Origin of the sequence: Roseateles sp. DB2 (genome assembly GCF_051857535.1) — a bacterium.
Lineage (GTDB): Bacteria > Pseudomonadota > Gammaproteobacteria > Burkholderiales > Burkholderiaceae_C > Roseateles_B.
The window spans coordinates 49,271-63,096 of record NZ_JBPZGY010000005.1 but is presented as its reverse complement, the minus strand read 5'-3'; the positions used below and the strand labels follow the sequence as shown (position 1 = coordinate 63,096).

General features: G+C 71.1%; 8 protein-coding genes. 5 read left to right on the top strand and 3 right to left on the bottom strand.

Translation table 11 applies throughout. From position 1 onward, the window contains the following. Position 1: 1 nt before the first annotated feature. The 4 genes from ACS5PK_RS09785 to ACS5PK_RS09770 are packed head-to-tail and all read left to right on the top strand — an operon-like array spanning position 2 to position 4,877. Positions 2-718, top strand: coding sequence for an ABC transporter ATP-binding protein (locus ACS5PK_RS09785; RefSeq protein ID WP_439440048.1), 717 nt, complete (start codon positions 2-4; stop codon positions 716-718). Next, positions 690-3,179 (top strand): ABC transporter permease, encoded by a 2,490-nt coding sequence (locus tag ACS5PK_RS09780; RefSeq protein WP_439440047.1) that lies wholly within the window; start codon positions 690-692, stop codon positions 3,177-3,179. Before ACS5PK_RS09785 ends, ACS5PK_RS09780 begins: the two co-directional genes overlap by 29 nt. A gap of 10 nt (positions 3,180-3,189) precedes the next feature. Continuing rightward, a complete protein-coding gene (locus tag ACS5PK_RS09775) occupies positions 3,190-3,702 on the top strand; it encodes a cupredoxin domain-containing protein (RefSeq protein WP_439440046.1) in 513 nt (170 codons plus the stop codon). Next, positions 3,699-4,877: a hypothetical protein gene (locus ACS5PK_RS09770; protein ID WP_439440045.1), complete on the top strand. Its 1,179-nt coding sequence runs from the start codon at positions 3,699-3,701 to the stop codon at positions 4,875-4,877. The genes ACS5PK_RS09775 and ACS5PK_RS09770 overlap by 4 nt, the downstream gene beginning before the upstream one ends. Positions 4,878-5,008: 131 nt before the next feature. Here ACS5PK_RS09770 and ACS5PK_RS09765 read toward each other — a convergent pair whose 3' ends face one another. From ACS5PK_RS09765 to ACS5PK_RS09755, 3 genes are all read right to left on the bottom strand, one after another. Then, a complete protein-coding gene (locus ACS5PK_RS09765) occupies positions 5,009-6,190 on the bottom strand; it encodes a fatty acid desaturase family protein (protein ID WP_439440044.1) in 1,182 nt (393 codons plus the stop codon). A 118-nt stretch (positions 6,191-6,308) separates the two neighbouring features. Then, positions 6,309-8,822, bottom strand: coding sequence for an aminotransferase class III-fold pyridoxal phosphate-dependent enzyme (locus ACS5PK_RS09760; RefSeq protein ID WP_439440043.1), 2,514 nt, complete (start codon positions 8,820-8,822; stop codon positions 6,309-6,311). Next, entirely contained in the window at positions 8,819-11,215 is a 2,397-nt protein-coding gene (locus tag ACS5PK_RS09755; RefSeq protein ID WP_439440042.1) for a decarboxylase, read from the bottom strand. The genes ACS5PK_RS09760 and ACS5PK_RS09755 overlap by 4 nt, the downstream gene beginning before the upstream one ends. A gap of 217 nt (positions 11,216-11,432) precedes the next feature. On the opposite strand from ACS5PK_RS09755, the gene ACS5PK_RS09750 reads away from it, so the two are divergent. After that, positions 11,433-13,814: a TonB-dependent receptor gene (locus tag ACS5PK_RS09750; RefSeq protein WP_439440041.1), complete on the top strand. Its 2,382-nt coding sequence runs from the start codon at positions 11,433-11,435 to the stop codon at positions 13,812-13,814. Positions 13,815-13,826 lie beyond the last annotated feature (12 nt).

The following is a 13,826-nucleotide window of genomic DNA, read 5'->3' as shown; positions in this document are numbered from 1 at the left end:
CATGCCCAGCATCCCCCTCATCGAAGCCCGCGACCTCTGCCGCGAGCACCCGCAAGGCGAGCAGACCGTGGCCGCCCTGCGCCACGTCCATCTGCGCATCGAGGCCGGCGAGTTCGTGGCACTGGCCGGGCCCTCGGGCTCGGGCAAGACCAGCCTGCTCAACCTGCTGGGTGCGCTGGACCGACCCAGCAGCGGCGCGCTGCGCCTGGACGGCCAGGACCTCGCCCTGCTCAGCAAGACCGAGCTGGCCGGGCTGCGCCTGCACAAGCTGGGCTTCGTCTTCCAGCACTACAGCCTGATCCCCGTGCTGTCGGCGCTGGAGAACGTCGAGTACGTGCTGGTGCTGCAGGGCGTGCCCCCGGCCGAGCGCCGCCAGCGTGCCGCCGCGGCCCTGGCCTCTGTGGGGTTGGGCGAGATGCTGGACCGCCGGCCCGACCAGCTCTCGGGCGGCCAGCAGCAGCGTGTGGCCGTGGCCCGCGCCATCGTCGGCCGGCCCAGCCTGGTGCTGGCCGATGAGCCCACCGCCAACCTGGATTCCGAAACCGGCGACGGCCTGCTGGCCCTGATGCGCGACCTCAACCAGCGCACCGGCACCAGTTTCGTGATCGCCACCCATGACAGCCGTGTCATGCAGAGCGCCAGCAGGCTCGTTCGCCTCAAGGATGGCGCCATCGTCGAGGACTCCGCCCATGCCCTTCCTGAAGCTTGCCCTGCGTAATGTGCGCCGCCAGGTGCGGCGTTCCCTGCTGATCCTGAGCGTGACCAGCCTGGGCGTGCTGGCCATGGTGCTGGCCTGGTCCGTGCTGGACGGACAGAACCAGCAGATGGTGCGCAACATGACCGAGGTCTACAGCGCCCACGCCCAACTGCAGCGCGGCGACTTCCTTGACCAGCCCAGCCTGGACCTGAGCTTCCCGGCCCGCATGGCCGCTGACCTGGCCGGCCAGCCCGGCGTGAAGGCCGTCAGTTCCCGCATCAGCGGCACGGGGCTGCTGAGCGCCGCCACCCAGGTGCGCGGCGTGCTGCTGGTGGGCATAGACCCCCTGCAGGAGCCCCAGGTCACCCGCCTGGACCGGCAGCTGGTGCAAGGCCACTACCTGCGCCCCGGCGAGCGCGGCGGCCTGCTCCTGGGGCGCAGCCTGGCGACCAGCCTGGGCGTGCGCCCGGGCGAGGAGGTGGCCGTCCTGGCCGAGGGTCGCCATGCCGCCATCGGCTCGCTGCGCCTGCGGGTCAGCGGCATCTTTGACACCGGCAACTCCCACACCGACGCGCAGCAGGCCTTCCTGACCCTGGCCGACGCCACTGAGCTCTTCGGCACCGAGGGCGAGATCACCAGCGCCGCCCTGCGCCTGGACAGCCTGGCCCAGGCCCCACGCATCCTGCAGCAGCTGCAGGCCGGCCTGCCCTGCGGTCTGGTACTGCGGGACTGGGCGGCCCTGCTGCCTTCGGTGGCGCAGTCCGTGCAGTTCCACGAGGGTCTGGCCCACCTGCTGATGCTGATCCTCTTCGTCGTGGTGGCCGTGGGCCTGGCGACCAGCCTGCAGATGTCCGTCTCGGAACGCCTGGGCGAATACGGCACCCAGCTGGCCCTGGGCACCACGCCCTGGCAGTTGTGCCGCAGCATCGTTTATGAAGGCCTGCTGCTGAGCGGCCTGGGATTCCTGATCGGCTACGCCCTGGCCGCCCTGCTGGCCACGCATCTGGCACGCGAGGGCATCAGCCTGCCCCAGCACGGCGAGGCCCTGGAGACCATGCAGGGCCTGGGCCAGCGCATCCATCCCTACCTGGACCCGCGCCGCCTGCCCACCCTGCTGGCGGGCCTGGGCCTGGTGAGCCTGCTGGCCACCCTGCTGCCGGCCTGGCGTGCCGCACGGCTCACGCCGCTGGCGGCTTTGCGTGGGGTCTGGCTGGAGCGCCCGCCACGGCGCCGGGCCTACCGCGCGCCCTCGACGAGCAGCCCGCGCTGGCCCACCCTGGCCCTGGCCTGGCGCAATGTGCGCCGCTCGCCCTGGCGCTCCGCCCTGGCCGGCGCCGCGCTGAGCCTGGGTCTGGCTGCCTTCATCTTCGTACAGGCCCTGGCCGCGGGCTTCATGAAGCAGATGAGTGACAACACCACCGGCTTCGTCACCGGCGACCTGCAGGTCCAGCACCCGCTGTTCCGCCACCAGATGCAGCCGGACTGGCATTTCAACGAGCAGGAACCCTGGCTGGCACGGCTGCGCGAGCGGCCCGAGGTGGCGGGCCTGAGCCTGCGCCTGCAGTCCGAGGCCACGGTCAGCAGCACCCGCAAGGCCGAGGCTGTGCTGCTGGTGGGCATGGACGCACAGGCCGAGCAGCAGGTGACGCGCCTGCATGAGGCCATCGTGCAAGGCCGCCTGCCCGCCCGGCCACACGAGGCCGTGCTTGGCAAGAAACTCGCGGAGCGCCTGGACCTCCACCTGGGCGAACGCCTGGTGGCCATGGCCCAGGGCGCAGACGGCGGGCTGGTGTCGGAATCCTTCGTGGTCAGCGGCATCCTGGACACTGGCGCTCACGGGCCCGACACCGGCATGGTCTACATCGATCTGGCGCGCGCCCGCCAGCTGGTGGGCCAGCCCGGCAGCGCCAGCGCCGCCCTCATCCGGCTGCAACAGCCAGCGGGCCTGCCCGCGCAGCGCGCGCAGCTGCAGGCCCTGCTGCCCACGGATGGCAGCCGCCAACTGCTGAGCTGGCAGGAGCTGGTGCCCGAGGTGGCCCAGACCGTCAATCTCGTCAAGCACGGTGTGCTGCTGATTCTGGCCATCGTCTTCGGCATGGTGGCCACCATCGCGATGAACAGCCTGCTGATGTCAGTGATGGAACGCAGCCGCGAGTTCGGCACCCTGATGAGCCTGGGCGCCAGCCCGCGCACCCTGCTGCGCCTGGTTGCCGGCGAAGCAGGCGTGCTGGCCGCACTGGGGGCCGGCGCGGGCCTGCTGATGGGCGGTGCGCTGGTGGCGCACTTTGCCTGGACCGGCCTGCGCCTGCGTGCCCATGGCGCTGAAACCCTGGGCCTGGGCGACATCGTCCACCCGCAGTTCTCCGGCCCGGCCATGCTGGGCGCGGCGGCCGTGCTGTGCCTGCTGGTACTGCTGGCATCCCTGGTGCCGGCCCTGCGCATCGGGCGCCGCGAGCCGGTCGCGGCCCTGCGTCAACCTTGAAGACCTCACCATGTTCCGTTCTCCCCTCCAGTCCTTGAGCCTCCTGCTGCTCCTGGCCCTTCTTGCAGCGTCCGACGTGCAGGCCCATGGCAGCCACGTGCATGTCCAGCGCAATGCGGCCGGGCCCTTCCCGGTCGAGCAATTGGACTTCGGCATGCCCGGCAATCCGCGCAAGATGCAACGCACCTGGCTGCTGGAGCTGGGGGACGACGAGCGCTTCGATCCCGCCCAGCTCAGCATTCCCCTGGGCAGCACCGTGCGCCTGGTCGTCAGCAACAGCGGCAGCCGGCCGCATGAGTGGGCCCTGGGCACCCCGGCAGCGCTCAAGGCCATGGCCGAGGACCGCCGCCAGCGCGGCAAGCCCCTGGAAGACAGCGTGCACGCCTTCACCATCGCCCCCGGCGACAAGGAAGAGGTCGTCTGGGAGTTCAACCGCCCCGGCACCCTGCACATCCAGTGCCTGGATCCGGCCCATGCTGGCAAGGTCCAGCCCGGCCGCATCCTGGTCCAGCCCAAGCCATGAGGAAGGCTCGCGCGGCGCGCAGCGGGCCCGGCCTGCTGCGCGCCCTGAGTTTGAGCCTGCTGGCCTCCTGGCAGGCCGCGCAGGCGCAGTCCGCCGAGGCGGCGGAAGACCGCTGGCGGCTCACCGGGAGCTATCGCGCCCTGGGTGTCCGGCAGCGGCCGGCCGATCTGCCCGCCCAGCAGAGCCTGGGCCAACGACTGCGCCTGAGTCTCTCTGGCGAGCTGGCAAGCTGGCCGCAGGGCGACCTGCGCCTGCAGCTGGACCACGACAGCGAGCTGCTGGCCGGCAACAGCGCCTACCGTGCTGCGCTGGATGAAGCCATGGCCGCGCCACAGGACCAGGCCCTGCGTGACCGCAGCGTCTGGTGGCGAGACCAGCACAGCCTGGGCCGCCAGCAGTGCTTCCGCGCCTTTGTGCAGGCTCGCTCGGGCGACTTCAGCGCCACCCTGGGCCGACAGCGCATCGCCCTGGGCCAGGGCCGCCTATGGAGCAGCCTGGACCTGCTGAATCCGCCCAATCCCCAGCAGATCGAGCGCGAGGACTTCATCGGCGTGGACGCCCTGTTGGTGGAACAGGCCCTGGGGCCGATGTCCCGCGCCAGTCTGGTGCTGGCGCCCACGCCCGGCGGCGGGCCCCGGCGCTGGCTGCTGCAGTGGCGTACGCACTGGCAGTCCATGGACCTCAGCTTCAGCCACGCCCGCTACGGCCAGGACCGGCTGCTGGCCGTGGACCTGGCGGGGCAATGGGCCGATGCCGGCCTGCGCGCCGAATTCACCCGCACCGCGCCCCCCTCGGGGCCTGCATGGTTCAGCGGCGTGCTGGGCGCGGACTACGCCTTCAACCCCGTGCTCAGCGCCAGCCTGGAGTGGTACTGGAGCACGCAGCCGGCTGCACAGCGCCTGCAGCCACCCGCCTCGGGACAGCCTCAGCCCCCGCAGGCCCGCCACGCCCTGGGCCTGAGTCTCAGCTACGAGCTCACGCCCCTGCTCAAGCTGCAGGGCCTGTGGCTGCGCAACGCGGGCGACGGCAGCCAGCTGCTGGCGCCGGGCCTGAGCTGGTCGCTCAGCGATAACGCCGTGTTCAGCGCCGGCCTGCAGCGTTTCAGCGGCAGTGCCCGCAGCGAGTACGGCCCGGGCGGACGCCTGGCCTTTGCGCGCTACCAGCGCTACTTCTGAGCCGCCCCGCGGTCCCGGAAACGAAAGAGCCCCACCTCGCGGCGGGGCGCTCTGCTGTGACGCCGGTCAATGGGCCAAATCAGTGGGCCAAATCAGTGCGCCAGATCAGCACGCCGGGTCAGGGCTGCGGCTCAACGCTCTTCCATGGCCGCCGCCAGCGCCGGCCCCTGCGCGTCGCCCACGGCGGTGCGCAGCAGGCCCTGCAGGTTGGCGCGGCGCATGAGGTTGGCATCGGCATCGACGGCAGGCACCTCGCCCGAGGCCAGGGGCGGCGAGCTCTCGAAGAGCCGGAAGACATCGCCGGGGCTGACGCCCAGGGAGCCGCGGCGGCGCAGCACGTCGCGATAGCGATGAAAGGGCAGGCCCGGCATTTCATGGTGCAGCTGGTGCGCCCAGGCGCCATGCGGGAACACGAAGAAGCGCCACAGCGGCGAGGGCTCGCACAGCGAGAGCGTGTGCGCGCCGACATGCTCGCAATAGCCCCGCAGCCGGAACACCGCCCAGAAGCCCGTGGCATAGCCGCCGAACCACAGGGCCAGCAGCAGGGGCCAGGCGGCGTAGTCCAGGGCCTGGCCCACGCCGTAGGCAAAGGCCGTCAGCAGGGCCAGGCGCAGCAGCACCTGGGCCAGGCCCAGGGCCAGGTCCCGGGCGATGGCGCGGCGGCCGCGCGGCAGATGGCGCAGGCGCAGGGGGAGGATGTCACTGTCCTGGTCCTTGGACTTCTTCAGCAGGTGCATCAACAGCTGGTTGATGCGGGCGAAGCAGCGCGGCGAGGCCATCCAGAGGATGAAGATGATGGCGCCCGGCAGCGCACCGCCGCACAGGGCCATGCCGGTGAACAGCGCCACCTTGCTGCGCCGGATGGGCAGGCCCCAGCTGTTGTCCACGCGCTTGAAGACGAGTTCGGGGTCGCGCAGGGTGCCGGTGTGGATCTTGGGATGGTGGCCCTCGTTGTGGAACATGCGCCAGGCGTCAAGGCTCACCAGCAGGGGACCGTAGACGAAGAACACGGCCAGCAGGTCATTCAGTGTGCCGTTGGGGCAGATGGTGCGGTGGCCGGCGTCATGGGCCAGCAGGGCCAGACGGTGCTGGAAGACGCCCACCATCCACATGCCTGGCGCCAGGCAGAGAGCCTTTAGCGCCCAGTGCTCCACCTGGCCGAAGGCCCAGAGGCTGCAGGCCATGGCCAGGGCGATGCCCGCCCAGTCCAGCAGGGCACGGCCCAGCCAGGGCCAGATGCGGCGGTCGGCCATGCAGTGCGCTTCGTAGCGCTGGCGCTCGGCCTTGGCGTCCAGGGTCAGTGTGGCGGACATGGGGCTTCTCTCCCGAAAGGTGTGCTGAATGAGTGCCTGGGGGCGTGATGACAGGGCGCAAGCTTGGTCCCTCGCCCCTGGCCCTGTCACCTGACCCTTGGGGCAAGCCGGCCGGCCCTCATTCCGGCACGCTGGACAGATCGGCGCAGACCTGGGCGATGGCGCGCACGAAATGCTGGGCCTGGGCGTCACTGAGGGTCAGGGGTGGCTGGATGCGCAGCACCTTGCTGTTATTGGCCGTGACAAAGCTCAGGATGCCGTGCTCCTGCGAGAGCTTGCTCACGATGCGCAGCACCAGCATCTCCTCCAGGCTGCGCTCCAGCTCCGGCACGGCCGCCTCCAGATGGGCACGCGCGCGGTCGGACAGGAAGCGGTACAGGGCCCGGGGCTGGCCCGGCAGGCGGGCGCTGAACTCCTGGACGAAGGCATCCACCGCGCCCTCGAAGCTCGGGGCGAACTCGATGGCGATCATCAGCCCGCGGCCCCTCACCTCGCGGATCAGGCCCTGTCCCGCGGCCACTTCGCGCAAGGCCGCCAGCAGGGCCTCGCCCGTGCGCAGGGCGCGCCCGGCCAGGTCTTCCTCCTCGACCACGGCCAGGGCCTCCAGCGCCACCGCCGCCGCGAGGTTGCCGCCGCCGAAGGTGGAGCTGTGCAGGCTGAAGCGGTCGCGGCTGCCATAGGCGCGGTCCCACAGCTCGGGCCGGGCCAGCATGGCGCCGATGGGTACCAGGCCGCCGGAGAGGGACTTGGCCAGCACCATCAGGTCCGGCGCCACGCCCTCCCATTCGCAGGCGAACATCCGGCCCGTGCGGCCCAGGCCGGTCTGGATCTCGTCCAGGATCATCAGGCAGCCATGGCGATCGCAGAGCGCCCGCACGCCGCGCAGATAGCCCTCCGGGGGCAGGATCACGCCGCCCTCGCCCTGAATGGGCTCCAGGATGAAGGCAGCCACATCGCCGGCCTGCAGCGCGGCCTCCAGCGCATGCAGGTCCCCGAAAGGCAGGGCGCTGCAGCGCTCGATGAGGGGCATGAAGGGCTGGCGGTGCTTGTCGCGGCCCGTCACCGAGAGGGCACCCAGGGTCTTGCCGTGGTAGGCGTTGTCGCAATAGAGCACACGGCGCTGCCCGGGCCGGGCGGCGGCCATGGCCAGCTTCAGCGCGGCCTCCACCGCCTCGGTGCCGGAGTTGCAGAAGAACACCCGCGAGAGCCCGCCCGGCGCCAGCGCGGCCAGGCGCGCGGCCAGGCGGCTGCTGTGCTCGGGGGCCGAGACGTACTGGACGAAGCTGGGCGCCTCGCTGTCCAGGAAGCGCCGCAGCGCGCTCACGCAGCGCGGGTGGTTGTGGCCCATGTTGAGGCAGCCGTAGCCCGCTACAAAGTCCAGGAACTCGCGGCCCTGGGCGTCCTGCAGGGTGCAGCCCTGGGCCTTCACGAAGACGTGGTCGATGTGGTTGAGCTCGAAGAACTCACGCATCACCGGGTTGATGTGGGCACCGAAGTCCTGCAGGACCTCCTCGTGCAAGCCACCGGGGCGCGGCACGGCCCGCGGGGCAGCCGGCGCATGGAAGCGTGCCAGGGCCCGGACGTCCGCGGGCTTGAGCGGCTCGCCGCCCGCGCTCATGCGCTCGGGCGTGATGCCGTGGCGCTCGGCCAGGCGGCCAATCTCGCGCACCTTGTCCACGTCCAGCTCACGGCCGATGGAAAAGGCCTCGCGACGGCCCTCCAGCGCCAGCACCATGGTCTCGGCCAGGCAGCCGTTCATCATGCGGGTGGGGCTCAGCCCAAGGGTGTCAGTGCCCAGGCTGAAGGCGCGGTCGGCGCTGACCAGGCCGCCGTCGATGACGAGCACATCCGCGCGACGGCGAGGGGCCGGCCGCACGTCGCGAGGCAGCGCGGCATCCACCACCACGGAGCCCGGCGCCAGGCGTGCCTCCTCGATGACATCGCCGCTGGACGTGGCCGCGAGGTAGAGCCGGGGCTGCTCGTAGCAGTCCTCGATGCGGTCCGTCAGGCGCACGCGCTCGCGCAGCTCGGGCCCCAGGTACTGAAGCTGCTCCGCCAGCCGCTCGCCCCCGCCGCGGTGCACCAGCAGCAGCCGGCCCACGGAATCCGCCAGCAGCTTGGCCACCACCAGGGCGATGGAGCCGGGGTAGCCCACAATGGCCACCTCCTGCCGCTGCGGGTCAAGCTCCAGCAGCGGCATCAGGTCCAGCAGATTGCGCCAGCTGGCGTAGGCCGTCAGCGAGTTGCCCGTGGTGACGGGAACGCGGGCGCGCTCCAGGGTCTGCAGCCCGCGGTTGCCCACGATGCCGGTGAAGCCGCCCAGGCCCACCAGCTCGGCCCCCTGCCCGGCCAGCGCATCCACCGCACGCAGTACGCGCTCGGCGATCTGACGCGGCTGGCGCAGCATTTCCTCGGCCGTCAGGGGCAGGTACTGCAGCAGACCCTCGCAGCGAGCGCCCGCGCCGCTGTGGATCTGACCGAAGTGGGCGAAGGGAACCAGGCTGCGGGCCTGCCAGCGCGCAGGGTCGAAGCCCTGCTCGGCATCCTGCACGGCGCGCTCGATGAGGTCGCACATCTTGACCTGGCGCTTCAGGGCCAGGCTGGTAGGGTGGGCGATGAAGCCGAATTTCATGGCGCATGTTCCTCGCTGGGCGTGATGCGGCTCCAGGTGCCTTCGGAGGCCAGGCTCATGCCGTCGCCGCTGGAGTTGTGGGTGAGCTGGACCTCGAAGACATTGAGCCGGCCGCGGGCCAGGAGGTCCTCGCGCAGACGGTCCTCGTCAAAGCGCAGCAGGCGGCGGCGCTGCAGGGTCAGCGGGCCGTGGGCCTCGCTGGCCTCGGCCCGCGGCCGCCAGGGCACGTGCACCTGAGCCGCGCCGTCGCGCGCGAAGCGCAAGTCGATGTAGCTCTGGATGATGGAGAGCATGCCGTTGTGCAGGTAGAAGACGCTGACGTTGACCTCGCCCGCATCCGACCGCTGGCCCATCTGGCGCAGCAGCTGCAGCTCCACGTCTGGCACCAGGGCGCGCGCGCCGTCGCCGATGAAGGCCAGCACCTGGCGCGGGCTGTGCAGGGCGATGGCCGGCAGGGCCATCAGCGCATCGCCCATCAGCGCGCGGCCATACCAGCCGGAGAAGCCCGGGTCGGTGCGCGGCAGGTTGCGCAGGGCAGAGACGCCGCAGCGGCCCACGTCATACACCCCGTGGTAGCGCAGGCCCTCCTCCTCGATCAGCCGGCGCAGCAGGCCGCCCAAGCGATGAAAGAAGTAGTTGGCCGTCATGGGCAGGGTCTCGATGCGGTCCACCAGGTGGTCCGGCGGGCAGTGCCGCGCCTCGGCCAGGGCGGCCTGTCGCCAGCGCAGCACCTCGGGGTCCACCTGCAGGGCGTCACGCAGACGCTGCAGGAAGTCCATCAGGTCCATCTGCAGGGGCAGGTCGGCGAAGGGGGCCAGGTCTTGCCCTCGGTTCGTGACCTGCACGATGTGCAGGTGCCGCGCCAGGCGGCCCTCCGAGAAGGGCGTGCAGATCTGGTCGATGCGGCTCTTGAGGAAGCACAGGCTCTGGGCCTCGACCGGCCGCAGGGTCTCGCCCTCGTGCAGGTAGCGGTGCACCGCGCGGCTGAAGCCGTAAAGGCCCAGCGTACCCAGATAGTGGGGCTGCTCGCGTCCGCCCGCATGGGCCGCCACGCTGCCGGGATGCGCGATGCCGTCGCACAGGGCGATGCCAGCACGCTGGGCGATCTCGTGCACGAGGGCGCGCTCGTCCGCGCTGAGGCGGCCGCAGAACCACAGCAGGCGGCGCCGCTGGTGATTGACCAGGGACAGCAGGGCCTGCCAGCGCGCCTCATCGACGGGGGCCGGCATCGCCTGGCGCGGCGGCCGCTGGCTGCGCGTGAGCAAGTCCTGCTCGTCGATGGCCGCGGCGCTCTCCAGCACGGCGGGACTGGCGAAGATGACCACCGGCCCTTCTTCCCGGGCCAGCGCGGCAAAGGCCTCCAGCAGGCCGGCTTCCAGCTGATCGACGGTCTCGATGTAGACCTGCGGCAGGCCGCGGGCCTGCATCAGCGCGCGGCCGTCGCCGGCCTGCTCCACCGTGCCCTGGAAGGCGTGCCACTGGCCGCGGGCGCTGTCGGCGCAGACGATGAAGCCCGGCGCGCGGGTGCGCTGCAGATTGGCCAGCGTGCCCTTGAACTCATCGACCATGCCCGAGGTGACCGCCAGCACGAAGGCGCGCCCGAACAGCTGCCAGCCGGCGATGGCTGCGCAGGCCAGGCCATGCTCGTTGAGGCCGACCAGCTGCGGTCGTTCGTCCGCCTGGCCCAGTTGGCGCATGCCCTCGATGAAGGCGGCGATCACCGAGCCGGTGTAGCTGTGGAAGTCCCAGCGCCCGGGCCAGCGCTGCTGCATGAAGGCATGCAGGGCCCGGGCCAGGGCAGGCGGGCGCTCGGTGGCGTCAACGCTGCGGGACAGCAGGCGGTTGTGGTGGGCATGGTCCAGGTGGTCCAGCAGCACGCGAAGCAGGTCTGCCCGGCGCATGGCCGCCTCCGGATGGGGCAGGCGCAGATGCAGACCCCCAGTGCTGGCGGCAGGCCAGAGGGCCGATGGGTGCTGGGGAAAGTCATCGCCATCGGCCTGCAGGTAGAGCAGGAAGGAGTGCGGAGAACAGCGTAGTGGCTGGCCGGCCTGCTGCGCACGGCCCCGCAACCAGGCGGGCAGCTGCAGGGCCTGGGACGCGTCGGCAGCCTGAATTACGAACAGCTCCTGGCTGCAGCCGCGCAGGCCGTGTGCCGGATCCTGCAGGGCCTGCTGCCAGTCTTGCGGGGTGTCGAAGAAGAACACACGCAGGGCCAGGGGCCTGGCCTGCTGCGCGAGGTAGCGCCGCGCCTGGTCCAGCAGGCCGGCGTAGAGAGCCTGGGCCGGCTCCGCGGGCGATGGGTCAGCCGGTCCATGCAAGGCATCGACCACCACGGCTATGTCCCGGCGCAGCCAGGGCTGCGCGGCCAGGACGCAGAGCGCCAGCGTCTTCATGGGACCTCCTCGATGGGCAGGCCCGCACTATGCACAAGGCAGCGGCCTTCAGGCGTGCTGGGCGGCCTGTCCGAAAGGACAAAGACGCAAGCAGGCTTGTCCGCGGTGGGAAGGTCCTCACTACCATGCCGACCCATCGCTCCGACCCAGAGCGGCCCGCTCTTCCCGTCGGCGCTGACGCCCGGGATGCACGTCCCAATCAGGCATCTGCAAGCCCATGAAGCATCTTCGTCTCTCCCGACCTCAGGCAGGACTAGGCGCCACGCTCCTGGCCCTGAGCAGCTCCGCAGTGCAGGCCCAGGGCGTCGGCACCGACGCGCAACTCGCGCCCGTGACGCTGACCGGCGCCGCCGTGCGCAGCGGTCTGGCCGCCAACCTGCCCAGCAACAGCGCCAGCGTCACGGCCGAGGAGCTGCGCGAGCAGAACCTGATCAACCCGGAAGACGCGCTGCGCTACCTGCCCAACACCAGCATCCGCAAGCGCTACATCGGCGACCGCAATGCGCTGATCGGCGGGCGCAGCTTCGGCACCCTGCAGCCCGGCCGTGGCTTGGCCTATGTGGACGGCTACCTGATCTCCAACTTCCTGGGCCGCTTCGACGCGCCTCGCTGGAACGTGATCACGCCCGAGGCCATCGCGCGGGTGGACCTGCTCTACGGCCCCTTCTCCGCCATCTACCCCGGCAACTCCATCGGCACCACCGTGGTCACCACCGAGCGCGAACCGCGCCGCCTGGAGGCCTCGGCCCGGTTGAGCGGGCACAGCCAGCGCTTCGAGCTCTACGGCTTCTCGGAGCGCTACGGCGGCTACCAGTTCTCCAGCTACGTGGGCACGCGCCTGGACAGCGGCCTGTGGCTCAGCGCGGCCTACAACCGCCAGGACAGCGAGTCCCAGCCGATGAACTACTACACGCTGGGCGTCAACGCCAAGACCGGCAGCTTCGATCCCGCCCGCCCGACGGACAAGCGCGTCAGCGGCATCACCTACGACACCGACCCTCTGGGCCAGCCCCGCGCCATCCTGGGCGCCGGCAGCGGCGCGGTGGACCACACGCGCCAGGACACGCTCAAGCTCAAGGCCGGCCTGCCCCTGGGCGAGCGCTGGGTGGCCAGCGGCATGCTGGCCCTGTGGACCAACAGCACCGAGAACAGCAATCGCAGCTTCCTGCGCGATGCTGGCGGCGCCACCGTGTGGTCCGGCCGTGTCAGCGATGGCCAGTACAGCTTCGACGTGCCTGACGGCAGCAAGAGCGCTGCCGCCTTCGCGCCCTCCGAGCGCGAGGAGCGCCACCGCCACGTCGGCCTGACGCTCAAGACCCGCGGCCCTGCCGAATGGAACGGCTCCCTGGTCTATTCCAACTACCGCATCCTCAGCGACCTCAGCCGCCAGGCCAACCTCGCCGAGGACCAGGCCCGCCAGGGCGGCCCCGGCGTCTGGACCTACCGCGACGGCACCGGCTGGAACACCCTGGAAGCCCAGGCCGTGTACCGCGCCCGGGACAGCCAGCATGCCTGGGTGCTGGGCCTGCACCGCAATGCCTATGTGCTGGACAGCCCCAGCTACCAGGCCCCGGACTGGCGCAAGGCCCTGGGCGCGCTCTCGCAGCGCTACCAGGGCCGCACCGAGGTGCGCGCCGCCTATGTGCAGGACAGCTGGCAGCTGCATCCCGACTGGCGCCTGACCTCGGGCCTGCGCCAGGAATGGTTCCGCAGCACCGACGGCCTGCAGCTGCTGCGCCTCAAGGCCGCCGACTGCAAGCCCGGCGCCAGCACCCGCTGCCTGCCCGCCCCCGAGGGCATGGCCGACCGCGTCATCCCCTACGAGGCCCGGCGCCTCTCCGGCGCCTCGCCCAAGCTCTCCCTGGCCTGGCAGCGGGACGTCGAGACCCTGCTCAAGCTCAGCTTCGGCCGCGGCGTGCGCTTCCCCAATGTGGAAGAGCTCTACAACGGCACCCTGACGCCCAACAGCGAGACCACCAGCGACCCGAACCTGCGCGCCGAACGCTCCAACGCCTGGGAGCTCAGCGGCGAGAAGGACTGGGGAGCCCAGCGCCTGCGCCTCTCCCTGTTCCTGGACGATGTGCGGGACGCCATCCTGCGCCAGTCCGACAACAGTGGCGGCGTGACCCGCAACCGCGTCTCCAATGTGGACCGCGTCCGCACCTACGGCGTGGAAGCGGTGTGGCAGGTGGACGACCTGCTCGTGAAGGGTCTAGGCCTGGACCTCAATGCCGCCTGGGCCCGCTCCCGCGTGCTGGCCAATCCGCGCGACCCGCAGTCCGAAGGCAAGACCTGGCCCCGCATCCCCACGCTGCGCGCCAACGCCCGCCTGGTCTACCGCCCTGACGCGCAATGGATGGGCAGCCTGGGCCTGCGCCATTCAGGCCGGGCCTACAACGACCCCTACAACCGCGACGTCAACCCCGACGTCTACGGCGGCGTCTCCTCCTTCACCCTGCTGGACCTGCGCCTGAGCCGTCAGCTGGGCCTGGGCCTGGAGCTGGCCGTGGGCGTGGACAACGTTGGCAATCAGCGCGCCTACCAGGCCCACCCCTACCCCGGCCGCACGCTGTTCACCGAGCTGCGCGCCAGCCTCTGAGCCCTCATCGAC